The sequence below is a fragment of the Nostocoides sp. genome (assembly GCF_037045025.1).
GTDB lineage: Bacteria > Actinomycetota > Actinomycetes > Actinomycetales > Dermatophilaceae > Nostocoides_A.
In genome coordinates this window covers 170,796-196,477 of record NZ_JBAOHM010000019.1, presented here as the reverse complement: position 1 = coordinate 196,477, position 25,682 = coordinate 170,796, and the positions used below count along the sequence as shown (strand labels likewise).

The 25,682-nt window shown below is 69.3% G+C and carries 27 protein-coding genes; 14 read left to right on the top strand and 13 right to left on the bottom strand.

Going from position 1 to position 25,682, the window contains the following annotated elements; all coding sequences use genetic code 11:
• Positions 1 to 20 precede the first annotated feature (20 nt).
• A complete protein-coding gene (locus tag V9G19_RS27975) occupies positions 21 to 923 on the bottom strand; it encodes an alpha/beta hydrolase (protein WP_462288651.1) in 903 nt (300 codons plus the stop codon).
• 44 nt (positions 924 to 967) lie between these two features.
• On the bottom strand, positions 968 to 1,393 hold the full coding sequence (locus tag V9G19_RS27970; protein WP_462288650.1) for a helix-turn-helix domain-containing protein: 426 nt from the start codon (positions 1,391 to 1,393) through the stop codon (positions 968 to 970).
• A gap of 291 nt (positions 1,394 to 1,684) precedes the next feature.
• On the opposite strand from V9G19_RS27970, the gene V9G19_RS27965 reads away from it, so the two are divergent.
• Together V9G19_RS27965 and leuA are read left to right on the top strand one after the other, a co-directional pair.
• A complete protein-coding gene (locus V9G19_RS27965; RefSeq protein ID WP_462288649.1) occupies positions 1,685 to 2,287 on the top strand; it encodes a class I SAM-dependent methyltransferase in 603 nt (200 codons plus the stop codon).
• A 287-nt stretch (positions 2,288 to 2,574) separates the two neighbouring features.
• Positions 2,575 to 4,356, top strand: a complete 1,782-nt coding sequence (gene leuA, locus V9G19_RS27960) for a 2-isopropylmalate synthase (RefSeq protein WP_462288648.1) — start codon at positions 2,575 to 2,577, stop codon at positions 4,354 to 4,356.
• Between the two features lie 145 nt (positions 4,357 to 4,501).
• Here leuA and V9G19_RS27955 read toward each other — a convergent pair whose 3' ends face one another.
• On the bottom strand, positions 4,502 to 4,789 hold the full coding sequence (locus V9G19_RS27955) for a hypothetical protein (protein WP_462288647.1): 288 nt from the start codon (positions 4,787 to 4,789) through the stop codon (positions 4,502 to 4,504).
• Between V9G19_RS27955 and V9G19_RS27950 the strand changes: the two genes are divergently transcribed.
• The 3 genes from V9G19_RS27950 (at position 4,760) to V9G19_RS27940 (ending at position 6,431) form a co-directional block, all read left to right on the top strand.
• On the top strand, positions 4,760 to 5,560 hold the full coding sequence (locus V9G19_RS27950) for a type IV toxin-antitoxin system AbiEi family antitoxin domain-containing protein (protein ID WP_462288646.1): 801 nt from the start codon (positions 4,760 to 4,762) through the stop codon (positions 5,558 to 5,560). The genes V9G19_RS27955 and V9G19_RS27950 overlap by 30 nt on opposite strands.
• Positions 5,561 to 5,786: 226 nt before the next feature.
• Entirely contained in the window at positions 5,787 to 6,035 is a 249-nt protein-coding gene (locus tag V9G19_RS27945) for a type II toxin-antitoxin system Phd/YefM family antitoxin (protein WP_462288645.1), read from the top strand.
• On the top strand, positions 6,036 to 6,431 hold the full coding sequence (locus tag V9G19_RS27940; RefSeq protein ID WP_462288644.1) for a PIN domain-containing protein: 396 nt from the start codon (positions 6,036 to 6,038) through the stop codon (positions 6,429 to 6,431).
• A gap of 104 nt (positions 6,432 to 6,535) precedes the next feature.
• Here the strand turns inward: V9G19_RS27940 and V9G19_RS27935 are convergent, their stop codons facing one another.
• Both V9G19_RS27935 and ctaD read right to left on the bottom strand, forming a co-directional pair.
• Complete coding sequence (locus V9G19_RS27935) at positions 6,536 to 7,189, bottom strand: helix-turn-helix transcriptional regulator (protein ID WP_462288643.1); 654 nt, start codon at positions 7,187 to 7,189, stop codon at positions 6,536 to 6,538.
• A 70-nt stretch (positions 7,190 to 7,259) separates the two neighbouring features.
• A complete protein-coding gene (gene ctaD, locus V9G19_RS27930; RefSeq protein ID WP_462288719.1) occupies positions 7,260 to 8,894 on the bottom strand; it encodes an aa3-type cytochrome oxidase subunit I in 1,635 nt (544 codons plus the stop codon).
• Positions 8,895 to 9,151: 257 nt separating this feature from the next.
• Here ctaD and V9G19_RS27925 point away from each other — a divergent pair, with 257 nt between their 5' ends.
• Positions 9,152 to 9,778: an HD domain-containing protein gene (locus V9G19_RS27925; RefSeq protein ID WP_462288642.1), complete on the top strand. Its 627-nt coding sequence runs from the start codon at positions 9,152 to 9,154 to the stop codon at positions 9,776 to 9,778.
• Positions 9,779 to 9,883: 105 nt separating this feature from the next.
• Here V9G19_RS27925 and V9G19_RS27920 read toward each other — a convergent pair whose 3' ends face one another.
• Both V9G19_RS27920 and V9G19_RS27915 read right to left on the bottom strand, forming a co-directional pair.
• A complete protein-coding gene (locus V9G19_RS27920; protein WP_462288641.1) occupies positions 9,884 to 11,239 on the bottom strand; it encodes a sensor histidine kinase in 1,356 nt (451 codons plus the stop codon).
• 37 nt (positions 11,240 to 11,276) lie between these two features.
• Positions 11,277 to 11,933 carry a response regulator transcription factor gene (locus V9G19_RS27915; RefSeq protein ID WP_462288640.1) on the bottom strand — a complete coding sequence of 219 codons (657 nt, stop codon included), beginning with the start codon at positions 11,931 to 11,933 and terminating at the stop codon, positions 11,277 to 11,279.
• 93 nt (positions 11,934 to 12,026) lie between these two features.
• On the opposite strand from V9G19_RS27915, the gene V9G19_RS27910 reads away from it, so the two are divergent.
• The 3 genes from V9G19_RS27910 to V9G19_RS27900 are packed head-to-tail and all read left to right on the top strand — an operon-like array spanning position 12,027 to position 14,903.
• Positions 12,027 to 13,121, top strand: a complete 1,095-nt coding sequence (locus V9G19_RS27910; protein ID WP_462288639.1) for a LolA family protein — start codon at positions 12,027 to 12,029, stop codon at positions 13,119 to 13,121.
• Positions 13,118 to 14,050, top strand: a complete 933-nt coding sequence (locus V9G19_RS27905) for an ABC transporter ATP-binding protein (protein ID WP_462288638.1) — start codon at positions 13,118 to 13,120, stop codon at positions 14,048 to 14,050. Before V9G19_RS27910 ends, V9G19_RS27905 begins: the two co-directional genes overlap by 4 nt.
• Positions 14,037 to 14,903, top strand: coding sequence for an ABC transporter permease (locus V9G19_RS27900; protein ID WP_462288637.1), 867 nt, complete (start codon positions 14,037 to 14,039; stop codon positions 14,901 to 14,903). Before V9G19_RS27905 ends, V9G19_RS27900 begins: the two co-directional genes overlap by 14 nt.
• A gap of 21 nt (positions 14,904 to 14,924) precedes the next feature.
• On the opposite strand, the gene V9G19_RS27895 is transcribed toward V9G19_RS27900, so the two are convergent.
• The 5 genes from V9G19_RS27895 to V9G19_RS27875 all read right to left on the bottom strand — a co-directional run bounded on the left by V9G19_RS27895 (position 14,925) and on the right by V9G19_RS27875 (position 20,380).
• Positions 14,925 to 17,189: an IPT/TIG domain-containing protein gene (locus V9G19_RS27895; protein ID WP_462288636.1), complete on the bottom strand. Its 2,265-nt coding sequence runs from the start codon at positions 17,187 to 17,189 to the stop codon at positions 14,925 to 14,927.
• Positions 17,190 to 17,260: 71 nt separating this feature from the next.
• Entirely contained in the window at positions 17,261 to 17,422 is a 162-nt protein-coding gene (locus V9G19_RS27890) for a hypothetical protein (RefSeq protein ID WP_462288635.1), read from the bottom strand.
• A gap of 143 nt (positions 17,423 to 17,565) precedes the next feature.
• Complete coding sequence (locus V9G19_RS27885; protein ID WP_462288634.1) at positions 17,566 to 18,543, bottom strand: hypothetical protein; 978 nt, start codon at positions 18,541 to 18,543, stop codon at positions 17,566 to 17,568.
• Positions 18,544 to 18,642: 99 nt separating this feature from the next.
• Positions 18,643 to 19,677: a lysylphosphatidylglycerol synthase transmembrane domain-containing protein gene (locus V9G19_RS27880; RefSeq protein WP_462288633.1), complete on the bottom strand. Its 1,035-nt coding sequence runs from the start codon at positions 19,675 to 19,677 to the stop codon at positions 18,643 to 18,645.
• Positions 19,678 to 19,750: 73 nt separating this feature from the next.
• Complete coding sequence (locus V9G19_RS27875) at positions 19,751 to 20,380, bottom strand: alpha-ketoglutarate-dependent dioxygenase AlkB (RefSeq protein WP_462288718.1); 630 nt, start codon at positions 20,378 to 20,380, stop codon at positions 19,751 to 19,753.
• Positions 20,381 to 20,484: 104 nt separating this feature from the next.
• On the opposite strand from V9G19_RS27875, the gene recO reads away from it, so the two are divergent.
• The 4 genes from recO to V9G19_RS27855 all read left to right on the top strand — a co-directional run bounded on the left by recO (position 20,485) and on the right by V9G19_RS27855 (position 24,074).
• Positions 20,485 to 21,273, top strand: a complete 789-nt coding sequence (recO, locus tag V9G19_RS27870) for a DNA repair protein RecO (RefSeq protein ID WP_462288632.1) — start codon at positions 20,485 to 20,487, stop codon at positions 21,271 to 21,273.
• The gene (locus tag V9G19_RS27865) at positions 21,270 to 22,049 is read left to right on the top strand and encodes an isoprenyl transferase (protein ID WP_462288631.1); all 780 of its coding nucleotides are present in this window, start codon (positions 21,270 to 21,272) and stop codon (positions 22,047 to 22,049) included. The genes recO and V9G19_RS27865 overlap by 4 nt, the downstream gene beginning before the upstream one ends.
• A 241-nt stretch (positions 22,050 to 22,290) precedes the next feature.
• Complete coding sequence (locus tag V9G19_RS27860) at positions 22,291 to 23,031, top strand: SH3 domain-containing protein (RefSeq protein ID WP_462288630.1); 741 nt, start codon at positions 22,291 to 22,293, stop codon at positions 23,029 to 23,031.
• 197 nt (positions 23,032 to 23,228) lie between these two features.
• Positions 23,229 to 24,074 (top strand): esterase/lipase family protein, encoded by an 846-nt coding sequence (locus V9G19_RS27855; protein ID WP_462288629.1) that lies wholly within the window; start codon positions 23,229 to 23,231, stop codon positions 24,072 to 24,074.
• Here the strand turns inward: V9G19_RS27855 and V9G19_RS27850 are convergent.
• The gene (locus tag V9G19_RS27850; RefSeq protein ID WP_462288628.1) at positions 24,049 to 24,411 is read right to left on the bottom strand and encodes a DUF6703 family protein; all 363 of its coding nucleotides are present in this window, start codon (positions 24,409 to 24,411) and stop codon (positions 24,049 to 24,051) included. The genes V9G19_RS27855 and V9G19_RS27850 overlap by 26 nt on opposite strands.
• A gap of 170 nt (positions 24,412 to 24,581) precedes the next feature.
• On the opposite strand from V9G19_RS27850, the gene V9G19_RS27845 reads away from it, so the two are divergent.
• The gene (locus tag V9G19_RS27845) at positions 24,582 to 25,676 is read left to right on the top strand and encodes a hypothetical protein (protein WP_462288627.1); all 1,095 of its coding nucleotides are present in this window, start codon (positions 24,582 to 24,584) and stop codon (positions 25,674 to 25,676) included.
• The last annotated feature ends 6 nt before the right edge of the window (positions 25,677 to 25,682 follow it).

The following is a 25,682-nucleotide window of genomic DNA, read 5'->3' as shown; positions in this document are numbered from 1 at the left end:
CGGCGACGGTGGGGGCGGCTCTACGCGGCTCCGACGGTGCGGTCGAGGAAGGCGAGGACGTCGGCCGTCACGTCGTCACGGTTGGTCTCGTTGAGGATCTCGTGCCGGGCGCCCGGATAAATGGTGACCGTGACATCCTGGACGCCAGCATCTCGATAGCGCTGTCCGACAAGGCGAACCGCCTCGCCGGTGCCGTTGATCGGGTCGGCGTCACCGGCGACGAGCAGGATCGGGAGGTCGGGGCGCACGCGCGCCACCTGGTCGGGGTCGCTCGCGGCAGCCAGGGTCGAGATGTCCTTCAGCGGCTGAGCGGTCCAGCCGCACATCTCGTCGTCGACGTACTTGTCGACCTCGGCCTCATCGCGGCTCAGCCACTCGAATCCGGTGCGGTGCTCGAACGCCGCGTTGAAGGTCGATAGGTCTGCGGGGATGGGGGAGTCGAGCACCGGGACAAGCCCGGCTACGTCGGTGGTGCCGCACAGGACGGCTGCGTCCACGTCGGCGGAGTGGTCGAGGAGCCAGTTCTGGGAGGCGAAGGAGCCCATCGAGTGGCCGAAGAGGGCAACCGGAAGGCCGGGATGATCGGCGCGGATGCGGGCATTGAGCTTGGTCAGGTCGTCGACCCAGCCGGGCCAGCCGTCCGGGCCCCAATTGCTGTATTCGCCCTTGGCCGTCCGGCCGGACCCGCGCGCGTCGGGGGCGTAGACCAGATAGCCGGCGTTGGTCAGCGCCTCGCCGAAGCGGCGATAGCGGCCGGCGTGCTCGCCGAGGCCGTGCTGGAGTTGAACGACGGCCTTCGGCTCGCCCTCCGGTGCCCACCGGTAGGTCTGCAGCTCGATGCCGTCCCCGCTTGTGACCGTGATCGTGTCTTCTCGCATGGAGCCACTGTGCCATTCCTGCGGGCTGCCGTCGATGCCCGTCACGTTCTCGACTGTTGGTGCCTCCAGCCGCGGGCGGGAGAGCGAACTCAGTCCTCGAGGAGGTCTCGCAGCTCGTCGAATGTCGCTCGCTCTCGCCGTTGCCGACGCAGCAAGAAGTCGTGCAGATCCGATGCCAGCAGGCGGTGATGCGCACCAACCTTATGGGTGGCCAATTGGCCTCCGTGAATCAGCTTCATCAGCGTGGGGCGGGACACCCCGAGAAGTGAGGCAGCCGCCGAGGTGGTCAGCTCGGCGGGGACGGCGCTGATCGTGACCGTCGCCCCCGCAGCGACCGAGTGGAGCACGTGCTCAATGAGCCGCCGCACCTCGGCTGGGACGTTCTGCGCTTCCACGCGACTCGACCCCACCGACAAATAGCCGTCAGGTTCACCGAGTTTGGTGAGCACCTCCTGGGCGAGTTCGGCGTCATGCCGACTCGTCAGGACGCGATTGGGCGGGATCGCCGTGGCCATGGTCGTTCCTCATCGTGACGGAAGCTTGTGATGGTGACCAGATTAGCGCCTTACACTTATAACTGTAGACAGAGATGTCTTGTATATGAAACTATGGGGGGTGTAATGCCGTAACCGGCTGGATGAGGCCGCGAGGCCGTCGGCTCGTTACCGGCGGGTGCCCAGTGGATCACGACGAAGAGTCCCTCAACCAGGGAGGAAACCATGGGGCTTGGCGAGCACATGTTTGGCCACCCGCATGCCACGGCGGATGGCGAAAGGCCCCGTGCCGGAGTGATGTCCGGTGCGCGGATGTATGAGGCAGGCACAAAGATGGCCTTCGTCGGGCGTCGGCGGGCCGTCTATTCGTCGTTGGCGCGGCGCGCCCAAGTGCGTGCTGGCGAGACCGTCATCGACATTGGCTCCGGGACAGGCGCGTTGACGTCGGCGCTCGCGGCATACGCGGGCCCCTCGGGTCACGTGCTGGGGATCGATCCGTCGCGGGACATGATCGCCTTCGCGCGGCGGCTCGCTCCGGCGAATGTGACGTATGCCGTGGCCTCGGCCGACTCCCTGCCGGCCCCCGACGGCAGCGTGGACGTCGTCGCGTCTGCATTGGCGGTGCACCACATCCCGCCCGAGGAGCGCACCTCGGCCATGACGGAGATCAACCGAGTGCTTCGCCCCGGTGGCCGCATGCTGTTGGCGGATTTCCAGCCCCCACGGGGCCGGCTGGCGCGGTGGGTCACCCGAGTCGTGACTGGCTCCCGGATGGCGGACAACGACCCCGCCAACGAACTCGTGCAGCTCTGCGAGGCCGCGGGCCTCACCGTCGCCGAACGCGGCCGGCAGGGAGCGTTCTTCGTGTGGGTCCGCGGGGCAAAGGATCGGCCCACGCCTGAGGAAACCCGGTGAGTGGTGGGCAGATCGCGGCGGTGCCTATCGGTCCCCTCGGCCGAAGCGCAGCCGCTTGCTGAGTGATTCGCGAACTCGACCGGGAGCGGGCCGCTGGCGATAACGTGACCACAACGCGGACCCAGGTTGCCGAGGGGCCGGGGGCAGGCGGCATACTGTGGGCATCATGCGTGGACTGCTCCTCCTTCGCTGCCGCGGCGGGGCCTGACAACGGCCGCCCCTCGTCGCGGAGATCGACGTGCCCCCAGGCCGCTCCCCAGCAGACGAGACGAAGGCGAAACCCAGCGATGATTCACCCCCAGCAGTCGACGGCCATGCCGTTCACCAAATACGTTCCCTTCCAGCAGCAGATCACCGTCGAACTCCCCGACCGCACCTGGCCCGACAAGGTCATGACCCAGGCGCCACGGTGGTGCGCGGTCGACCTGCGCGATGGCAACCAGGCCCTCATCGACCCGATGGACTCCGAGCGTAAGCTGCGGATGTTCCAGCTGCTGGTCAAGATGGGCTACAAGGAGATCGAGGTTGGCTTCCCGAGCGCCAGCCAGACCGACTATGACTTTTGCCGCGAGCTGATCGAGGGCGGCCACATCCCCGACGACGTGACGATCCAGGTGCTGACCCAGTGCCGCGACCACCTCATCGAGCGCACCTATGACGCGATTCGCGGCGCGAAGCAGGCGATCGTCCACTTCTACAACAGCACGTCGGTGCTCCAGCGGCGGGTCGTCTTTGGGATGAGCCAGGACGGCATCGTCGACATCGCGCTGCAGGCCGCCCGGCTGTGCCGCAAGCTGGAGGAGACCATCCCCGACACCAAGGTTTACTACGAGTACTCGCCGGAGTCCTACACCGGCACCAAACTCGATTTCGCGGTGCGGATCTGCAACGAGGTCATCGACGTCATCGACCCCACGCCCGACCACAAGATGATCGTCAACCTCCCGGCCACGGTCGAGATGGCCACCCCCAATGTGTATGCCGATTCCATCGAATGGATGGTCCGTCGCCTCCAGCGCCGCGACAGCCTGATGGTCTCGCTGCACCCGCACAACGACCGCGGCGAGGGCGTCGCCGCTGCCGAGTTGGGCTTCCTGGCCGGAGCCGACCGGATCGAGGGCTGCCTGTTCGGCAACGGCGAGCGCACCGGCAACGTCTGCCTGGTGACGCTGGGCATGAACCTCTATGGCCAGGGCATCGATCCGCAGATCGACTTCTCCAATATCGCCGAGATCCGGCGAACCGTGGAGTACTGCAACCAGATTCCCGTCCACGAGCGACACCCGTATGGCGGGGACCTGGTGTTCACGGCCTTCTCCGGCTCCCACCAGGACGCCATCAAGAAGGGCTTCGAGGACATGGACAAGCGGGCCTCGGCCGCCGGCACCGACGTCGACGGAATCGACTGGGGCGTGCCCTATCTGCCGATCGACCCGCACGACATCGGTCGCACCTATGAGGCGGTCGTCCGCGTCAACAGCCAGTCCGGCAAGGGCGGCGTCTCCTACCTGCTCAAGGCCGAGCACGGCCTGGAACTGCCGCGCCGGCTGCAGGTCGAGTTCAGCCAGGTCGTACAGCGGCGCACCGACGCCGAGGGTGGTGAACTCTCCGCGGCCCAGCTCTGGGCGATGTTCTCCGACGAATACCTCCACTCCAACGACCCGCACTCTCGGTGGGGGCGGTTCTTCCCGGTCCGCTCGACGATCATGAGCACCGACCAGGGCGAGGATTCGATCGACTCGGTGATCAACGACGGAGGTGCCGAGGTGCACATCTCCGGCCGTGGCAATGGCCCGATCGACGCCTTCATCGATGCCCTCTCGACGCTCGGCATCGACGTCCGGGTCCTCGACTACACCGAACACGCGCTCTCCGCCGGCGGCGACGCGCGGGCGGCGGCATACGTCGAATGTGCTGTGGGAGAACGGGTCCTGTGGGGTGTCGGCCTGCACGAGTCGATCGTCAAGGCCTCGCTGCGCGCGATCATGTCGGCGCTCAACCGCGCCGAGCGCGACCTGGTCCCGGCCGCGGGTGAGCGGTCCGTCTCTCGTCCCGGCGGCGGCCCCTAGACCTAGACGCCCCACGAAGTTCTTGCACGCCGAGCGTGTGCGATACCTCCCGACGCCCTCGGGCTTGCAAAACCCGAGGTGCGCGGGTCGGCGTTGCCGGGATCGGCATCCGGTCACCAGGTGGGGAAGCAATCCCACTCGGGCATCAGTCGCAGCGACACGATGCCGCGGCAGAGGTCATAGCATCGAGGCGCTCGAGCACCTGGGGCGACATGAGCGTCAACAGGACGCGCCGGGCGGCGAAGTCCTCGAGGTGCGCTTCGATGTCGGCGTGACAGAGGTGGTACCTCACGGCGCGATCCCAGGTGTAGGCCTCGGCGAGCAGCAGCTCGGCTCCGTATGCCGTCTGCACCAGCGCCGGCGTCCACGCCGTGTCGCCGGTGTATGTAGAGAGGAGTGGGTCATGGCCACGCTGATCACGAAGGCCCCCCATCTGGCGGACTGGGCACTGTCTCACGGCCGGGCGTCGCTGACGACCCAGGAAGTGGCCGAACACCTCGGTGTCCCCGTTGGCCAGGTGAGCGAACGCATGGCCGAGCCCATGCGGCGGGGTGAGTGGTCGACCCCGGCGCGCGGTTTCTGGGTGCCCGTGCCCGCCGAGTTCCGGCCCTGGGGGGCGCCTCCCGGATTGGAGATCGTGGACCTCTTTGCTGACTGGGCGGGCGTCGACTACTACGTCGGTTGGTTGTCCGCCGCGCAGATCCACGGCGCCGCGCACCAGTCACCTCAGGTCTTCCAGGTCGCGGTGTCGCGGCAGCTGCGCGACCGCAGGCTGGGTCGTACCCGGTTCGAGTTCCGCAAGCGTGCGGGCATCGCCGATCTGCCGGTGATCCATCGCCAGACCCACTCCGGAACGGCGCGGGTCGCGACCGCCGAACTCACGGCTCTGGACGTCGCCCGGGACGTGTTGTTTGCCGGTGGCCGCGACAACGCGGCCACGGTGGTCGCCGACCTGGACGAGATCGTCGACCTCGATCGGGCCGAGCTCGTGAGGCTGGCCCCGAGGTTCGCGGTGAGCGCCGTCCGGCGGCTCGGCTGGATGCTCGAGGAGTTCGGCAACCCCGACGGGTTGGAGGAGCTACGCGCGACAGCGCTCGACGGCCCGGCGACACCGAGCCGGCTCGATCCCACGGGAGACCTCGTCGGCCCCTTGGATGCCCGCTGGAACGTTCGCGTGAACCGGATCCCGGAGCCAGACCGATGATTCCCGAGAACGCGATCTTGGCGTGGAGCCTCGACCAACCGTGGCCGACGGCGGGGGACCTCCGCCACCGGTTTGACGCAGCTCACCTCCGCGCTGACCGAGGTGGGCACCTCCCTGGGCTTCGACGTTCGCACCCACGTCTCGGAGCATCCGAAGGTGCTCTGGCGGCGTGCGGCCTGACGCCGCGAGTGTAGCGAGTCGTCGCACAATCAGCTACAGTGAAGGAATGGCACGAACCATTGCCCAGCGTGAACTGCGCAACGACAACGCCAAGGTCATCGAGGCGGTCACGGCAGGCGAGACCTTCGTGGTGACGCGCAATGGCGTCCCCGTCGCGGAACTGAGGCCGGTCCGGCCGAGCCGGCGCACGTTCATCTCCCGCGACGAGGTGGCGGCACTTGCGGCTGCTGCCATCCGGATCGACCGACATCGCTTCCGTCGGGATCTCGACCGGGTCATCGACCAGGAGCTCTGAGTGTCGTCGGGACTGCTGGACACCTCGGCCGTCATCGACTGGCACGACCCGGCCATTGTCGCCGCGCTGCCGGACCAGATCGCGATCTCCGCCGTGACAGCCGCGGAACTGGCGGCCGGACCCCATCTGGCCACAACGCCGGCGGAGGCGGCGGTGCGACAAGCCCGCCTGCAAGAAGTGGAGTCGAAGCTGGAGCCGGTGCCGTTCGACGCGACGACTGCCCGCAGCTTCGGACTTGTGGTGGCCGCCGTAGTCAGCGAAGGCAGGTGCCCGCGGGGAAGGATGGCCGACCTGCTGATCGCGGCCACTGCCCAGGCGAACGGGCTGGACTTGTATACGCGCAACGCTGAGGACTTCCGCGGGCTTGGCGACCTTATTCGGGTGGTCCCGATCTGAGCGACGCGCCCGACGAAGCGCCTCCCGCGCTGTGATCCTCGCGTCTAACGTGCGAAGGTGGGCACTCGTGGTCCGGATCGGGCGCGAGGAGGGGAGTTCGGGGTTCAGCGTGCCGACTGCGGGAGCGCGGATGCGAGCTGCGCCCGGCACAGGCCGGGAGCGGCATACGGCTCGAGCGTGCGGACCGCGACCCCACCGCCCGAGCGGGCCAGCAGCCCCCGCATCAGGCCGAGGTGGACGGCGCAGACGATCTCCTGGTGGCGAGCGGCGACATCCTGGAACGGACAGTTGTGGATGAGCAGTTCGCGCGGGCGGCGGGCAGGGCTCGGCTCCGGCTCGAAGCCCATGTCGGTCATGGTGGTGACCAGGTGGCGCCGGGCCGTTGCCGCCGCGCTGGTGCCCCGAGGGCTGACCGGAGGCGGCAGCGTCGCGCCCCACGCGTGGCCGGCGTCGTGCGCCGCTTGCGCTGGATCGGCCAGATGCTCTGCGAGACAGGCCGCGAGGATCGCTGCGAGGGTGGCATAGTTGCGCGGCCCGGCCAGGACGCTGGCCGCAGTCGCCTCGTATGCCGTGCGCGGCCGCCCGATGCCCGTGCGGGTCCCAGCGAGTCGGCGGATCAATCCCGCGGCTTCGAGCCCGTCGAGGTGGTAGCGGATGGTGTTGGGGTGCAATCCGATCCGCTCTGATAGATCGGCGATGCCCACGGGCGAGCGCGCCGTGCGGATGGTGCGGAGCACGAGCGCGCGGCGATCCCCCAACGCATCTCCTGCTCCCATGCCGCCCGGTGCCCCTTTCGCTCCCGGTTGGCCCGGGATGGGCGCAGTTTAGCTACCCACGCAGGTGGTGCAGGTCGAAGACCGGTCGCTCGCTGCGGATCCGGGGGATGCTGGTGAAATTGTGCCGCGGCGGCGGGCACGAGGTGGCCCACTCGAGTGAAGCGCCATACCCCCACGGGTCGTCGACCTCGACGAGAGGGGCGGTGCGCCAGGTCTTCCACACGTTGTAGAGGAAGACCAGCGTCGAGACTCCCAGCAGCATCGACCCGACGGTCGAGATCTGGTTGAGCCGGGTGAATCCGTCTTCGGGCAGATAGTCGGCGTAGCGGCGCGGCATACCGTCGATGCCCAGCAGGTGCTGGATGAGGAAGGTCGTGTGAAAGCCGACGAAGAGCAGCCAGAAGTGGACCATCCCGAGCCGCTCGTCGAGCATCCGGCCGGTGAGCTTGGGCCACCAGAAATAGAAGCCGGAGAACATCGCGAAGACGACGGTGCCAAAGACCGTGTAGTGGAAGTGCGCGACGACGAAGTAGCTGTCGGTCAGGCTGAAGTCGAGCGCCGGGCTGGCGAGGATCACCCCGGTCAGGCCGCCGAAGAGGAAGGTCACGAGGAAGCCGAGCGCCCACACCATCGGCGTGCTGAACGTCAGCTGGCCCCCCCACATCGTCCCGATCCAGTTGAAGAACTTCACCCCCGTCGGGACCGCGATGAGCATCGACATGATCGCAAAGAACGGGAGCAGGACCTGGCCGGTGGCATACATGTGGTGCGCCCAGACACTCATCGACAGCGCGGCGATCGCGATCGTGGCGAAAACCAGTGTCTTGTAACCGAATAACGGTTTGCGCGAGAAGACGGGTAGGACTTCGGAGACGATCCCAAAGAACGGCAGCGCGATGATGTAGACCTCGGGGTGACCGAAGAACCAGAACAGGTGTTGCCACAGCATCGGCCCGCCGTTCTCGGGGCTGAAGATGTGCGATCCGAAGCGCCGGTCCGACCCGAGGCCGAAGAGCGCGGCGGCGAGGGGTGGGAAGACAAGGATCACGAGGATCGAGGTGATCAGGACGTTCCAGGTGAAGATCGGCATCCGGAACATCGTCATGCCGGGCGCGCGCAGGCAGACGATGGTGGTGATGAAGTTGACCGCCCCGAGGATGGTGCCGAACCCAGCCAGGGCAAGGCCGAAGACCCACAGGTCGCCGCCCACGCCGGGGCTGTACACGGTTGTGGACAGCGGGGCATACGCGAACCAGCCGAAGGCCGCGGCGCCGCCCGGCGTGAGGAAGCCGAAGGCGGCGATAAGCCCGCCGAAGAGGTAGAGCCAGTAGGCGAGCATGTTCAGCCGGGGGAACGCGACGTCGGGCGCCCCGATTTGGAGCGGGACGATCGCGTTGGCGAAGGCGGCGAAGAGCGGCGTGGCGAAGAGCAACAACATGATCGTGCCGTGCATGGTGAACAGCTGGTTGAACTGCTCGGGGTCATCGACGACCTGCAGCCCTGGGATGAACAGTTCGGCCCGGATCAGCAGCGCCATCACTCCGCCGATGACGAACCACGCGAACGAGGTGACGAAGTAGAGGTTGCCGATCACCTTGTGGTCGGTCGTCGTCAGCCATGAGACCGCTCGCTGACCGGGCAGGGTGCGCCGTTGGCGCGCAGGCGCGCCGTGTTGCCCGGCGCGAATGAGGGTGCTCGATGCCACGTGCCAACCTCCATGAACATGGTTGTTGTGGAGTGATTCTCAGCTTCAAGTAATTTTTACGAATAGACTTGTATAAAGTAGCACAGACCCGTGTCCTCGGGAAGGGCACGACGGTGAATCCACGAACCGTTACAGGTGCGCTACTTCGCGTGCCGATGGAAGGGATGTCACACAGCGGCGACATGTGGATGCCGCCTGGTGTTCACCGGTTCGCCATCTTCCGGCACCAGAATCGCTCCATGGCGGACATCCTGAGGAGGGCTCGAGCGACCGCCTACGCCCACACCGGGACGATGCACCCTCGGTGGGAACACATTCGATCGGCCGGCCGGCGAGCGGAGGAGCTTGCCCGGACGGGGCTGGTGCCCCGACGGATTGTCGTTGCCGCGTGGCTGCACGATGTCGGCTATGGACCGGCGCTTCTGGACACGGGTTTTCATCCGCTTGATGGTGCCCGCTTCCTTCGCTCGAACGGGTGGCCCGAGGAGGTGGCGAGCCTGGTCGCCTGGCATTCGGCGGCCGACCGGGACGCCGAGCGGCGCGGGCTGGAGGACCAGCTCGCTGCCTTTGCGCCGCCACCGCAACTCGAGCTGGACATGCTCAACCTGATCGATCTGTCCACCTCGCCGACCGGGGCCGCGGTCACCGACTGCGAGCGCATCGCCGAGGTGATCGCCCGGCACGGCCCGAGCAGCCCCACCGGATCGGCCAAGATCATCGCCCGCGAGGAATTGCTCGCCTCCAGTGCCCGGGCCAAGGCCTACCTGGGCCTGCCCGAGTCCTGGCCGGCGCCGGTGGAGACGGACAGGAACCGCACGCGGGAACGGGCAGCCAAGGTCAAGGCGGCGGTGGCCGGCTGCTGCTGACCAGAAGTGATCCGAAGGCAAACGCGAGGATCCGGTTGAGTTCCGGCAACGCGGTGAGGGTGTGCACGATTCGCCGACTGACCGATCTCGGGACTCCGAAACGTCTCACCACGGCAGGCGAATCACCGCCCGCACACCCGGACCGGCGTCCTCGATACGCACACCGCCGCCGCCGCGCTCCACCAGCGCGCGGGTGATCGCCAGCCCCAGGCCGCTGCCGCCGGAGTCCCGGTCACGGCCGTCGTCCAGGCGGGTGAACCGATCGAACACGCGCTCCCGGTCCTGCTGCGGAATGCCGCTCCCGTCGTCCGCAACGCTGATCACCGCCCACTGCGCCTCCCACGCGACCGTGATCGTCACCCTGCTGCGCGCGTGGCGGACGGCGTTATCCACCAGGTTCCGCACGGCGCGGGACGTCCCGGTCGGATCGGCTTGGGCAACAACCGATTCGGCAGCGATATCCACCGTCACCGGCACGCGCGCTCCGGCGAACCGGGAGGCAACCCCCTGAGCCAGGCTCGCCAGGTCGACCCGCTCGGATCGCACACCGGCGGGATCGTCGTCCAGCCGGGCGAGGACGAGCAGATCCTCGACAAGCCTCGAGAGACGCTCCACCTCGGGCAAAAGCTCATCCGGGAGCTCCCCGCCGTCACCGAGGTGCCCTGCGACTTCCAACTGCGTCCGTATGCTGGTCAGCGGGCTTCGCAGCTCGTGCGCCGCGTCCGCGACGAAACTGCGCTGCTTGCGCTGGGCTCCCTCAATCCGCGCGAGCATCCCGTTCAAGGTGGTTGCCAGGGCAGCGATCTCGTCTGAAGTCGGCGGCACCGGGAGCCGGCGTTCCAGCGATGGTCCGGTCCCGATCTCCTCCGCCGCCCGGCGCACCTCGTCCACCGGGCGCAGCGCGGAGCCGACGACCCGCCAGGCCACGAGCGCGAGCAGGGCGAGCAGGAGCGGGAAGAAGACGAGCAGCAGGCGCCCGAGCAACGCCCGGGTCGAGTCGGTGTCCGCCCGCGGGACCGCGGCGACGACCAGATAGGGGGTGGTGCCGGAAGCGGGAGCAGCGACCGAGCCCGCGACGACCAAGGGACCGGTCACAGCCGCGCGGCTGCCCGGGATGCGCACCGTTTCGCCGTCGATTAGTCGTTGGCGCTGCGAGGGATCCACCAGCGGCACCAGGCGGTCGGCGTTGGCGGATGCGCCGACGACTCGGTTCTGCTGATCGAGCACCTGCACGAGGAGCACGGTGGAGCCCGGTGCCGGATCGGGCAGTCGGCCGTCCACGACAAGAGCCGCGATCCCCCGCGCCGTCTCGCGCGCGCTCTCCTCGACCGCCCGCTCCAGGGCCGAGGTCATCACGACATAGAGGAGCAACCCGCCGGCGAGCAGGGCCGCGGCGACGCCCAATAGGGCGACGCTCATCAGCCGGCCGCGCAGGCTCAGCGGGCTCCAGCGCGACGTCACGGCCCGGCCCCGACGACCGGGCTCACCGACTCGGCCATCACGGCTCGAGCCGGTATCCCGCACCTCGCACCGTGACGAACCGGTCACGGCCGAGCTTGCGGCGCAGGTTGCCGATGTGCACCTCGACGAGATTGACGTCGCTCTCGTCGGCCGACCCCCAGACCCGTTCCAACAGAGTCTCTTTGGATACCACGTGCGGATGAGCGCGCATCAACTCCTCGAGCAACGCGAACTCGCGGCCCGAGAGGGTGACCTCGACGCCCTCGACCTGCACAGCGTGGCGCGCCGGGTCGAGCGCGACCCCCGCAGCCCGCAGCGTGGCCGGGCGCGGCACCGGGTCGCGCCGCACCAGCGCGCGCAGCCGGGCCAAGAGCACGACGAACGAGAACGGTTTGGTCAGGTAGTCGTCGGCGCCGACATCCAACCCGTCGGCCTGGTCGTACTCCCCGTCCTTGGCCGACAGGATCAACACGGGCACCCAATTCTCCTCGGCGCGAAGGACCTTAACGATGTCGTAGCCGTTAAGACCCGGGAGCATGATGTCCAAAACGACAACGTCATAGCCGCCGAAACGGGCCGCCTCCAGGCCTCGCGGCCCCGTGTGTGCGACGTCCACGACGAAACCCTCGGCCCGCAGCCCGCGGGAGAGGGCGTCGGTCAGCCGGCGTTCGTCGTCGACGAGCAGCAGTCGCACGCGCCCCACGATGACACACACCGATCATCGATCACGCAGGTGCCGGCCGCCCCCTTCAGCGTGGCTTCAGCTTCGGTGGCGCACGATGGTTACATGAACATCTTCACCGGCCACCCGCGGGCCCGCTGGGCCGTGCCCGGCCTGGCAGTGCTCGCCCTCGGTGCGAGCGCCGTCCTGGTGAGCGCGGATGCCTCCGAACCGTTGCCGCCACGCACCGCCGCGCAACTGCTCGCCGACGTCCAGCAGGCCAAGGTCGCCGCCTTCTCCGGCACCGTCGTCCAGAGCGCCAACCTCGGCCTGCCCGACCTCGGCGGCCTGCTCGGCCGGGGCGGCTCCGCCGATCTGAGCGGCCTGATCGCCGGCAGCCACACCCTGCGCGTCTGGTATGCCGGGCCAACCCGTGTCCGGCTCGCGCTCCTCGGCGATCTCGGCGAATCCGACGTCATCCGGCGCGATAAGGACGTGTGGATCTGGTCCTCGGCCGCCAAGACCGCCAACCACTTCACGCTGCCCGCCGGACACGACCTGGCGGAACCGCCGAAGCTTCCGGTCACCCCTGCGGACGCGGCCGAGCAAGCGCTCGCGGCCGTATCCCCGACCACCACGGTGACCACCGAGGGGTCGGCCGTGGTGGCGGGCCGAACGGCATACGAGCTGGTCTTGACGCCCAAGGCCAAGGACGGCACGCTGGTCCGCAGCGTGCGGATCGCCGTCGACGGCGAGACCAAGCTCCCCCTTCGCGTGCAGGTGAACTCGACCAAGATCACCGATCCGGCCTTGGAAGTCGGTTTCACCAGCGTCGATTTCAGCACGCCCGAAGACCGCCAGTTCACGTTCACACCACCTCCCGGCACGACGGTCACCGAGGGCGCCGCCGGGCTCGGCCAACACGCCCCAGGGCAGGGCCAGCCACGGCGTCCGGAACTGCCGTCCGGGAAAGACCAGGCCAAACCCACGTCCACCGGCACCGGTTGGTCGCGCGTCGTCGTGGTGACCCTTCCACCGGGCGCCGCTGACAACGAGAGCGTCCAGGGCGTTCTCGACCGGCTGCCCAAGGTCTCCGGATCGTGGGGGAGTGGGCGGCTGTTCGCCGGGACGCTCGTCAGCGCCGTCCTCACCGACGACGGCCGGCTCGCCGCCGGCGCCGTGCCCCCGGAGCGGCTGTATGCCGCGCTCGCCCGCTCGTGAGTGACCTCGCGGTCGCCACGGCTGGGCTGACCAAACGCTTCGGGCACCAGGTCGCCGTCGACAGCGTCTACCTCACCGTCCCGGCCGGCTCGGTGTATGGCTTCCTCGGCCCCAACGGCTCGGGCAAGACGACGACGATCCGGATGCTGCTCGGGCTGATCCGGGCGCACGCCGGAACCGTCGAGTTGCTCGGGCAGCCGATGCCGCAGCGGGCCGTCGAGGTGCTGCACCGGGTCGGGTCGCTGGTCGAAGGCCCGGCCTTCCACCCCTATCTGTCCGGGCGCGCCAATCTCGCCCGGCTGGACGCGGCCGACGTCCTCGCCGAGCCCCGGACGGCCGGCCAGCGGATCGACGCGGCCCTCGACCGGGTCGGCCTGCTGGCCGCGGCCACCAAGCGTTACCGGGCCTACTCGCTCGGCATGCGTCAGCGCCTGGCCATCGCCGCCGCCCTGCTCCAGCCCCGCGACCTGCTCGTCCTCGACGAGCCGACCAACGGCCTGGACCCGCAAGGCACGCGCGAGGTGCGCGCCCTGGTCGCCTCGCTCGCTGGCGACGGTGCCACGGTGCTGGTCTCCAGCCACCTGCTCGCCGAGGTCGAGCAGATGTGCTCCCACGTCGGCGTCATGCGCACCGGAGCGCTCGTCGTCCAGGGCCGGCTGGAGGAGTTGCGCGCCCAAGGGATAGCCCGCTGCGTCGTGCGCACCGACCAGCCCGACACGGCCGCGGACGTGCTGCGCGAGCTGGGCCTGACCGAGGTCGCCACCACGGCCGACGGCGCGGCCGGCCAGCCCGGCCAGATCGCCCCCGAAAAGATCGTCGCCGCGCTCGTCCACGCCGGAGTTGGCGTCGCCGAATTCACCGTGCGGACGCCGAGCCTGGAGGATCTCTTCGTCGCGCTCACCGGGGAGGGTTTTGATGTCAGCGGCTAGCCCCACCCTCGCCTCACGCCCCGCGCGCCCGGCGGCCCGCCGGATCTCGGCCCGGCTGCTGCGCTCCGAGTTGCGCCTGATCGCTGGGCGGCGCCGCAACCAGGCCGGGATGGCCGTCCTCGGCCTCGTCCCGGTCATCATCGCGATCGCCGTCAAGCTGTCGGCCCCTCGGCCCGGCGAGGGCCCGGACTTCACCGCCGACATCACCTCCAACGGCCTCTTCGTCCCGCTGGCCGCACTGACCGTCGAGATGGTCATGTTCCTTCCGCTTTCGGTCGCGATGCTCGCCGGGGACGCGATCGCCGGCGAGGCCAACCAGGGCACGCTGCGCTATCTGCTGACCGTGCCCGTCGACCGCACCCGGCTGCTCGTGACGAAGTTCATCTCGCTGATCATCGGCTCCTTCCTGGGCATCCTGGCCGTCGCGATCCCCGGGGCGGTGATCGGCCTCGCGCTCTTTGGCGGTGGCCCGATGACCACGCTCTCCGGCAGCCAGCTGTCGATGACCGCCGCGGTGGGCCGGCTGCTGCTGGTGATCGCCTATCTCGCGGCCGCGCTCAGCGCCCTGGCCGCCGTGGGGCTGTTCTTCTCCACGCTCACCGAGCAGCCGATCGCGGTCACGATCGCGGTGATGATCCTCAACATCCTGATGTGGATCCTGCAGGGCATCGAGCAGGTGGCCTGGTTGCATCCCTTCCTGCTCGTCGACCACATTGCTGCCTTCGGTGACCTGCTGCGCGACCCGATCTCCTGGGCGGGCCCGCTGCGCGGCCTGATCACCTTCGCCGCGTATGCCGCGATCGCCTGGCTGCTGGCCTGGGCCCGGTTCGCGGGCAAGGACATCACCAGCTGACGGTCACCAACTGACGTCGACTCAGGGCTCCACCGGGGTGGGGACGAAGGAGCTCTCGGTGGTCCCGTCACCCAGCGAACTGAATCGGTTATCGCCCCACCCGTAGTCCGCGCCGTCCGCGCCGATGGCGAATGTGGTGCTGCCCCCGAGCGCGACGCCGTGGGCGCCGACGCCAAGGACGGCCACGGCAGTTGGCGTGGATGTGTTGTCGTTGGAACCGATGCCGAGCTGGCCCTCCTCGTTCTCGCCCCAGCAGGAGAGCCGGCCGGACTTGACCGCGCAGTTCGAGCCCCATGAGCCGGCAACGGAGGTGACGGACGCGCCCATTCCCGGGACTGCGATTGGCGTGGCCGTCGGATAGGCGTCGGAACCGAGTTGGCCATAGTCGTTCTCACCCCAGCAGAACACCCCACCGTTGCGGAGCGCGCAGGACTGGGTCAGACCGCTCACCCCACTGCCCATACCGACGACGGGCGTGGGCTCGTCGGCGATATGGTCGGTGAGGTCGCCGTCGCCGAGTCCGCCCGTCAAGCCCTGCCCCCAGCAGTAGGCCGCTCCCGACCGCGCGGCACAGACCTTGGCATAAGCCACCACCACGTGGGTGACGCCGGACGACATGCCGGAGACGGGGGTGGGTGTCGGCCGCGTGTTGCCCTGCGTGCCGTCACCGACCTGGCCTTTGCGGTTGTCACCCCAGCAGGTGAGAGCGCCGGTTTGCAGGATCGCGCAGGATTCCTCGCCGCCGACGGCGACGGCGCGGACACCCGACTCGAGCCCGATGACCTGGGTCGGGGACGTCCGGTCGGTCGTCGTCCCGTCGCCGAGTTGGCCGCGGGCGTTGTCACCCCAGCAGCGAGCCGCCCCGGCTTGCGTCACCAGGCAGGCGAACCCGCCGCCAACGGCTACCTGACGCACCCCGGTCGAGTAGCCGGGGACGGTTGTCGGTGTGGGGACCTCCGTCCAGGGATCGGCCGCGCTGAAATCCAGACCCCAGCACTTGAGTTCGCCGGTTGACTTGACCCCGCAAGTGGCGAAGCCGAGGGCGTCGATCTGTACGAAATCGTTGCCCGGGCTCGGTGCGCTGAAGTAGAACGCATCGTCCGGGCTGTCGACGGAGTGGCCGAGCGTGGTGAAGATCTGCACCCGGCTCGGGCCCGGATCGCGTCGGGGAACGGTGACGGTCATCGAGGTGCTCGTGTGGATGCGCACATCGGCTGCCGGAGTCCCGGCGAAGGTGACCGCGGTGACATCGGTGAAGCCCGCTCCGGTGATGTCGAGCTCGTATCCACCCAGGTGGCTGCCCTTGACGGCGGACATCAGGTCAATGGCCGGCGACGTGGCCGCGACGAAGACCGGCCGGCTGGCGTTGCCCCATGCCCGGTTACCGAGCGCGCCCTGGTTGTAGCCCCAGCATTTCGCCTGATGGGCCTCGCTCACCGCACAGGTATGGGTGCTTCCCGCCGAGATCTGCCGCATCCCAGCGCCCAGGCCCGCGACCGCGGTGGGCGTCGTGCGGCTCGCCAGGCCACCGTAGCCGAGCCGGCCGTACCGGCCCTTCCCCCAGCACTTCGCTGCCCCCTCGACGACGCCGCAGGTGTGCTGGCCGCCGGCGGAAAGGTCGCTCACTCCGGTCGCCAAGCCGGTGACGGCGACCGGAGTCAGACGCCGGGTTGTCGTTCCGTCGCCGAGTTGTCCGAAGGCGTTGTCGCCCCAGCAGGACGCGCCACCGGTGGTCATCCGCACGCAGGCGTGGCGCGGGCCGGCCGTGACGTCGGCGACGCCGTTGTCGAGCCCGGGCACCGTCACCGGCGTCCGTGCCGCGGTTGTCGACCCGATACCGAGCTGTCCGTAGCGATTGTCTCCCCAGCATTTCAGCCCACCGGACTGGACCGCACACACCGAGCGTTCGGCAACCGCGACGGCCGTCACGCCCGAGCCGAGGGTCACGACGGGTGTCGGCCGCGGCGTCGTGGTGCCATCGCCCACCGTCCCGTATCTGTTTGTGCCCCAGCACTTCAATGCGCCGGCGACGATCGCGCAGGCCCCGTCATAGCCGGTAGAGATCGCAGTGGCTGGTCCCCCGAGTCCGGTCACGGCATGCGGCGTCTTGTAGATCGCCCGACTCGGCGCCAGGACCCTGGCGGCGTCATTTCCCCAGCAGGTGACGTCCCCGCGGTTGGTCAGCGCGCAGACGAGTAGATAGAACTGGCTGCTCGCGGCGCTGATATCGACGACGCCGGACTCCAGGCCGACCACTTGGATCGGCGCCCATCGATTGTTGGCCAAGTAGGTTGATTCGTCGGCGCCGTCACCGGTGAGCAGATGGTTCCCCCAGCAACGGACGGCGCCGGCTTCGGTCAGACCGCACGTGCCGCCGTGGAGCCGACCACCTTGACGTAGCGCTCGGCGTGATAGCGGGCATCATCTCCGGCCTGGGCTGGACCGGCCAGCCCGACAGCGGCCAGCATCCCGGTCCCGGCGACTAGTGCTGTCGTGCTGACCCGATTTCCCCTCGCCATTGCCTGACCTCCTGGCTACGCGGGGCCGCCGGGGTTCCGGTAACTCCAAGGCCGGCCCTAGCTCCAAATCTGGCCAGGCGCGGACGGGCTGTCAATGGGGTGAGCGACCCATCCAGCGCGGGAAATCCGGCGATCCGGCAATCTCAGTCGGGCGCGGGCGGGGTGGATGCCCGGCGCAGGCGCATCGCAAAGAGACTGGTCGCCAACAGCATCGCGCCCGCGATGAGCAGCCCGGCGGCGGCGCCGACCCCGCTCTCGATGTAGTCGACCGCCGACTCGGTGGCGGCCAGGGTCAGGCCAATCACACCCATCGCCAGATAGGACCAGGCACGGAATCGGGCGTACACGGCGAACGCGACGCAGCCGACGACCGCGAGCAGCAGATACGCCAGCCCGGCGTGGTTGGGCCCGAAGGCGGCCGATTGGGCACCGATCAGCGTGATCGCGGCGCCGACGACCCGGCCGGTCTCCACCTCGTGCCAGCGCCGGGTCTCGGCCAGAGCCAGCCAGCCGATGCCCAGACCGAGGAGCAGGATGGTGTGCAACAGCTCCGGCCGGTCGAGCACGAGGCTGGAGCCGCTGAAGATCGCGATGACCGCGCCGATGCCGGTGGCGACCTGGCCGGGGACGCTCGGTGCGAACAGATAGGCGGCCAGCGCCAAGATCGTGAAGCTGCCGTATGCCGCGAACGGCACCAGCTCGACGTGCTGCGACATCGGCTCGACCTGCTGGTCCAGATAGACCCCCACAGTTCCGGCAACGAGCGCCGCCGCCCCGATGCCGAAGGCTCCCGCCAAGCGTCGCCGCACCGCGCGGTCGGCAGCGGTCGCGTTGTGGGAGAGCGTGGTCCGGGTGAGGATCGCGGCGATGGCCAGCACGAGCGCACCGAGAAGCAGGCTGATGCAGCGGGTGGCCAGGCCCATGTCATTCCAACTGGCCGCGATGAACACCGCGCCGGCCGCGATGACCAGGATGCCGCCGACATAGCCGGCGATTTCGGCGGCGATGCGGGATCCGGTCGCCGCAGGTGCGGAGGCGCCGAGGCGGCGCTCCACGATGGTGACGGCCGAAGGGGCGTCCTCGGGCGCGATGATGCCGGATTGGACCAGTGCGGTGACCATGTCCCGCACGGGAGCCCCGGTGCGATTCCTGTCAGTCAGGCGAGCCTCCATACCTCTCATGATCCTCCGCTCTCGTGCTGGCGGAATGAGTAGGTGTGCTCAATGGCGTGGCCGACGCCAGGTCAAAGAGGCATAGGCGAGCACGCCCAACGGGATCGGCAGCCAATAGGCGACCACCCGCCAGGCCACGATGCCGCCGGCCACGGCGGGCTCGGCGCCGCCGAGGGCGACGAGCGCGGGGATCATCATCACTTCGGCGATGCCGACGCCACCGGGAGTGATCGGGACCCAGCCGCTGACCGATTGGGCGGCATACGCAACGAGCAGGGCGAGCAGTCCGGCGTGGACGCCGAACGCGCGCAGCGCGGCCCACAGCGCGAGCGCATCCCCGACCCAGATCCCGATGCTGCACCCCAGCATCGGTGCCGCACGCCGCGGCGTCGCGGTGCTCGCCCGTAGGTGGCCGATCGCCTCGGCCTGCCCGACACCAGCGACCGCTGCCCCGAGGCGTGTGCCGACGCGCGGCATTCGGGACAGGCCGCTGCCGAGCACTGCCCACATCCGTGGCCGGCCGGCGGCCGTCAGCACCACCGCGCCGAAACCGAGGAAGGCGGCCGATGTCACCAGGGGCAGCCAGCCCCACGGGGCCCAGGCGCCGGCGAGAGCCGAGCCGGCCAATCCGAGCAGGATCAGCAGATGCAAGACCATCCCCGACCCGATGCCTTGCGCGAGTTTGCTCACCGTGGCATCGCGCACCGTGACGCCTTGGTCGGCCAGCAACCGCAGGTTGACCGCGATGCCGACCGCGCCGCCATTGGGGACGCTGCGCCCGAGCGCGAGCGCCGAGACGTCGCTGCGGGCTACCCGCGACCAGGCCGGGCGACCCACCGGCGGCAGCAGCCGCACGGTCAGGAGGGTAAGTGACAGCATCGACAACCCAGCGGCGAGTGCGGCGAGGGCCAGCCACCCCCGGTCGGCGGCCCGCAGGCTAGCGAGGTCGACCGCGGCCAGCTGGGGGCGCACGAGGAACCAGCCGATGGCCGCGACCAGCCCGACCTGGGCAGTCCGGACCAACGCGCGGCGATGCCGGGCAAGCCCGTCCCGAATCGGGGGACCTGACGCGATCGCGACCAACGCGGACTCCTATCGAAGGGGCCCAGATTAGTGCAACCTCGCCGCTGATCGGTCTAGCCGGTGATCGGTGCGCTCAGCGCACTCCGGCGGGCCGGAACTGGATCGACATCCGCGGCCCGACGCGCTCGGTCGTCTTGAGAATGGCGTGCTCCCAGGTGCGCTGGCAGGAGCCGCCCATGACGATCAGGTCACCGTGCCCGGCGGTCAACCGCACCGATCGGCCGCCGCCACGCGGGCGCAGCGCGAGCGTGCGCGTGGCGCCGAGCGAGACGATCGCCACGATCGTGTCCTGATAGCGCGAGCGGCCGATCCGGTCACCATGCCAGGCAACCGAATCGGCGCCATCGCGATAAAGACACAAGCCCGCGGTGACGAGCGGTTCGCCGAGGACCGGCAGGTAGTGCTCGCTGATCAGGCGGCACGCCTTGCCCAGCAGCGGGTGCGGCCACTGGTCGCGCTCGGTATAGAAACAGGTCAGCCGGGGGATGTAGACGATGTTGTCGTACATCGGGCGCCGCTCGGCCTGCCAGGGCACGTCGTCGGCCAGCCGCTCGAACAGCTCGTCCCCGTCGCGCACCCAGCCCGGCGCGACGTCGACCCACGCGCCGAGCGTCAGCTCGGTGCGCATCGCGCCGCCGGCCAGGTCCGCGAACGGCCCGGCGCCGGCAACGGGCGGGTCGCCGAAGTCGAGGACATCTTGCAGGGGCACGGCAGCAGCATACGGCATCCTCGAAATTTTGTCCGAAAAGACGCGCCCGACGGATCCGGCGCGGCCCGCTCGGGTCGGCCGTGAGGGACACTAGGCCAGTGCCGACCTATCGCGACCAGGCGATCGTGCTGCGCACGCACAAGCTCGCCGAGGCCGACCGGATCATCACCGTGCTGGCCCGCGAGCGGGGCAAGATCCGGGTGGTCGCCAAGGGCGTGCGCCGGACCAAGAGCCGCTTCGGGGCGCGCCTGGAGCCGGGGATGATCGTGGACCTGCAGTGCTACGAGGGCCGCAATCTCGACACCGTCACGCAGGCCGAGACCATCCAGTCGTATGGGGAGCAGATCGCCCGCGACTATCGCGCCTACACGATGCTCGCCACCGTGCTCGAGGCCGCCGACCGGATCGCCGAGGAGCGCCTGCCGATGGTCCAGCAGTACCACCTGCTCGGGGGCGCGCTCGCGGCGCTCGCGAGCGGGGAGCACGACCCTGGGCTCGTCCTGGACGCCTTTTTGTTGCGATCGCTCGCCATCGCCGGCTGGGCCCCGAGCTTCCACGACTGCGCCCGTTGTGGGGACCCCGGGCCGCAGCTGGCGTTCAACATCGCCAGCGGGGGAGCGGTCTGCCCGTCCTGCCGGCCGCCCGGGTCGGCGGCCCCCGCGCGCGCGACGATGGCGCTGCTCGCTGCGCTGCTCACCGGCGACTGGCACACCGCCGACGCCAGCGCGCCGCAACACCGCCGCGAAGGCAGCGGCCTGACCGCCGCCTTCGTCCAGTGGCACCTCGAGCGCGGCCTGCGCTCGCTCCCGCACGTCGAGCGCGAAGCTCCGACCGACCGCAACGCCACGGCCCCCAATCGCGGCGAACGAACGAGCGTGACCGGATGAAACCCCCCTTCCCCCACCCCAGCGGCGCCCACCCGCCCCACCACCCCCGCGCCGCACTGCCCGCTCACGTGGCGATTGTCATGGACGGCAACGGCCGCTGGGCCAACCAGCGCGGCCTGCCGCGCACCAAGGGCCACGAGGCCGGCGAGGCCGCGCTGCTCGACGTCGTTGCCGGGGCGATCGAGGTCGGCGTCACGCACCTGTCGGCCTACGCCTTCTCGACCGAGAACTGGAAGCGCTCGCCCGAGGAGGTGCGCTTCCTGATGGGCTTTAACCGCGACGTGATCCGCCGCCGGCGTGACCAATTGCACGAGTGGGGGGTCCGGATGCGGTGGGTCGGGCGCCGGCCGCGGCTGTGGGGCTCGGTCATCAAGGAACTGGAGATCGCCCAGGAGCTGACCGCGGCCAACACCGGACTGACGCTGTATTTCTGCGTCAACTACGGCGGCCGCGCCGAGATCGCCGACGCCGCCCGCCGAATCGCCGAGCTCGCCGCTGCGGGCAAGCTCAAGCCCGGCTCGGTCGATGAACGCACGCTCGCCCGCCACCTGCCCGAGCCAGAAATGCCCGACGTCGACCTCTTCGTCCGCTCCTCCGGCGAGCAGCGCACGTCCAACTTCTTGTTGTGGCAGAGCGCATATGCCGAGATGGTCTTCCTCGACACACTGTGGCCCGACTTCGATCGCCGCCACCTGTGGCAGGCGATCGACACGTATGTGGCTCGCGAGCGGCGTTACGGCGGGGCGGTCGACGCGCCAGACCGTCCGGGGAGCTGACCGGCGCCAATCGCTGACCGACGCGGCGCCACACCTGCGCCGCAGTCAAACGGTCGTTCGGCCTTGAACCCCGATACCCGTCAGTGGGTTTGGCCACCCCGAGAGCGGGTGGGGCGACCCATTGATCGTCGCCCAGTTCGGGGAGACGATCAGATCACGCCGAAGCTATCGGCGGCCTGGCCGGGAAGCAGGACGGAACCCGGTCGGGCGAGTCCCTTCTCCTGCAAAGGAAGTATCACCCATGTCCACGCGCCATTTTACCCGCCGTGCTGTCAGCGCCCTCGCGGTCGCCGGCTTCCTCGCGGCTCCGGCGGTCGTCGGGACCGCGAGTCCCGCCTTCGCGGCGGGCAGCGGCAAGATCATCGCCTCACCCTGTCTCAACCTTCGGACCGGACCGAGCAGCGGATACGGCGTGCTCGCCTGCATCCCGGTCAACACCTACATCTCCATCGACTGCACGATCACCGGCGCCGCGGTCAGCGGGCCTTACGGCACGACGACGCTGTGGGACCACACGTCCTATGCGGGCAAGTCCGGCTACGTCTCGGACGCCTGGGTCTACACGGGCACGGCGAACCCCGTCGCCCCCACCTGCGGGACCTCCAGCCGTGAGGATCGGGCCGTGGCGTGGGCGAACTCGATGGTGGGCTCGCAGTCCTACGCCTTCCTGTGCGAGCGGTTCGCCGAGAACGCCTATGGCACCTCGGGTCGTTATGGCTCGGCGATCTCCGCGTTCTACGCGCTCCAAAACGCGGGCATGATGCATTACAACTCGACTGGAATCCCCAAGGGAGCGCTGGTTTTCAGCAGGAGTTCGGCGGACCAGGGCTACGGCCACGTCGAGGTCTCCCGCGGTGACGGCAGCTTCGTCTCCGGCGGTATGGGCAACCCCACGGTTCAGGTGACCTACACCCCGGTCCCCGGCCGCGGCGGAAGCTTCCTCGGCTGGTCCTATGCGCCGTCCAACTGGCCCGGACGCTGACCCCTCAGCCCGCCGAAGCTGGTCAACCGCTGCCCATACGGGTCGCTCTAGGGGTGCCCGATCCGCCCGACCACCGGGTTCCCCGGTCTCTCCTGGTCATGCTGCTACTTCTCAACGTGACCAGTTCGATACGACCCGCCGACGGAACGCAACCGATTAGTAACCATTTTGAACGGGAAACACCGCATACTGGCTCCATGCGGCCATCGTTGGTTCAAGGCCTCGTCGAGGTCCCGCGAATGGCGGGGGAGATTGGGGAGTATGCCGCGTTCCAACGAGTCCTGCGACGGGCCCGCCACGGCGACGGCCACCACGTGCTCGTCCTGCCCGGCCTGATGACCAGCGACTATTCGACCGCGATCCTGCGCAAGTATCTCGCGTCGCTGGAATACCAGCCGCACGGGTGGGGCAACGGTCGAAACATCGGTCCGACCCGCGAGATCGTCGACGCGATGCGGGTGACGCTGGAGACGCTCACCGACGAGCACGGGCAGATCTCCCTGGTCGGGTGGAGCCTTGGGGGGTTGTATGCCCGGCAGCTGGCCCGGGCCTATCCCGAGCGCGTCCGACAGGTGGTCACTCTGGCCTCCCCGTTTCGCCTGATGAAGCGGACCGACACCTACGCCTCGCTGCTCCTGGAACGCTATAGCCACCTGCACGTGTCGGAGGACGAGTTCGACCTGCCCGAGCAGGAGCACCTACGCGACCCGATGCCGGTGCCGACGACGTCGATCTATTCGCGCACCGACGGGATCGTGCCGTGGCAGGCGTGTCTCAACGACCTCTATGGCACCTCGGAGAACATCGAGGTCAAGGCGAGTCACATCGGTATGGGGCACAATCCAGCGGCCTTGTGGGCGGTGGCCGATCGGCTTGCCCAGCCGGTCGAGCAGTGGCACCCGTTCCGCTCGCCGCGCAGCCTGCAACGCTGGTATCCGACGCCCAGGAACTGGCCGCTCAGCGCCGAGGATCTGCGGCTGACCGGTATCGATCCGGCCGAGCTGCTCGACGACCAGGTCAGCCCCGAGGCCGCGACTGGATGATCGCGATCATCGCCACGAACGCGATGACCGCCACCCGCATCAGCCGCTCGACCCCGGCCAGACGCGGCCAGCTCACCTGCAGCATCCAGGCGAGGAAGAGCACGACCAACGCGGTGGCGATCCAGCCAAACGTCGGGACAAACGCCCCCACGGCCAGCAGGGCCAGCACCGCGAGCACCGGAACGGCGCGCGGCACCCGGTTCAGGCCGGCGATGAGGCGCTCGTTCAGGCTGCTCGGCTGCGGTGTGGACACGTCGGGCAACCCTAATGCACCCGTACCGTAGCCCTGTGACGGGGCGAAACGATCCACCGGGCCGTGGTCGGGCGTCGCCGGCACGGGACGAGTCCTGGCCGGTCGACGGGAGCGCCACGCCCGCGGTCGGAGACGATGCCGAATCGAGCAGCGCGGGTGCTGTCGCGCGTGCGCGCGAAACGGATCGGACGCCTCCGCGCATCCGGGTCGCCGCGGCGCTCGGAGTTCTCGCCATCGCGGGTTGTGTTTACGCGGTGTCAACCGTGGTTGGCGACGACCCGGTGCGACCCACACCCGGCCCGTCACCGAGCCCGTCGCTCGGCTCCACGACGTCTGTGGTGTTGTCGCCGCCGGTTCGTGACCGGCGAACCGGCACGCGCCTGGTCCTGCTTCCCGACGACGCGAGGCTAGCGGCGCTGCCGCGCGCCGAGCATTCGTTCCTCCCGGCGGAGCTGGATCTGACCGGCGAGGCTCCCCCGATGCCAGGGCGCGGGCTGAGGGGAGAGCGCATCGTTGGGGCCTGGACCGATCAGGTGGACGTCGTCGTCCTCCTCGCCGACGGGGCCCGATACACGTTGCCGCACAACCCGCAATCCGCGGCAAGTGGCCACGGTTGGGGAGTGCGGCTGCCCGCGCGGGCGATCGCGGCCGACGGGAGCCGGCTCTTCTATGTCGAGAACGGGGGGCTCGTCGTGCTCACGGTCGACGAGCCCGATCCGGCCAGCCACGCGCCGCGGGCGCACGTTGGCTTCGAGGTCCTCGACGGCGCCTGGACGCCGGGTGACGAGGGCATCGTGCTCGTCGGCGAGCACGAGCGCCTCTATGTCGACATCACGACCGGCACGACGCGCCGGCTGACCGAGCGGGCCCCCGGCGGGTATTACCAGCTGGCGATCGAGGACCAGGCGGGCACGCCGGTCCCCATGTTGTCGACGTGGAGTGCCCGGGCGAAACTGACCGGGCGACAGGGCTATCCGCTCCCGATCGCCGGGGTAGTGGGCCCGACCTACTCGAGCCTCAGCGGCTGGGCCACCGCGGCAGTGCGACCGAGCACCGAGGCAATCCTGCCGGCAACTCTGCCTCGGGCGCTGATCGGCGTGGTCGCCGTGAGCGGGGATAGCCCGAATCGCAAGGAACTGCTCATCGACTCCCCGCAGACCGATGCGCAGGTGCGCTGCCCGGGATGCGTGGCGCCGGTCGGCTGGGCCAGCGGGAGCGAGGTCCTCGTCAGGCTGCGAGGCACGCAGGACCAGCTCGTGCGGTGGAACACGATCACCGGCCAGCTTTCGCGAGAGAGCACGATCGTCGGCGGCGACGCTCACGTCCTTGCCGTGATGTCGGCGTCCTGATCATCG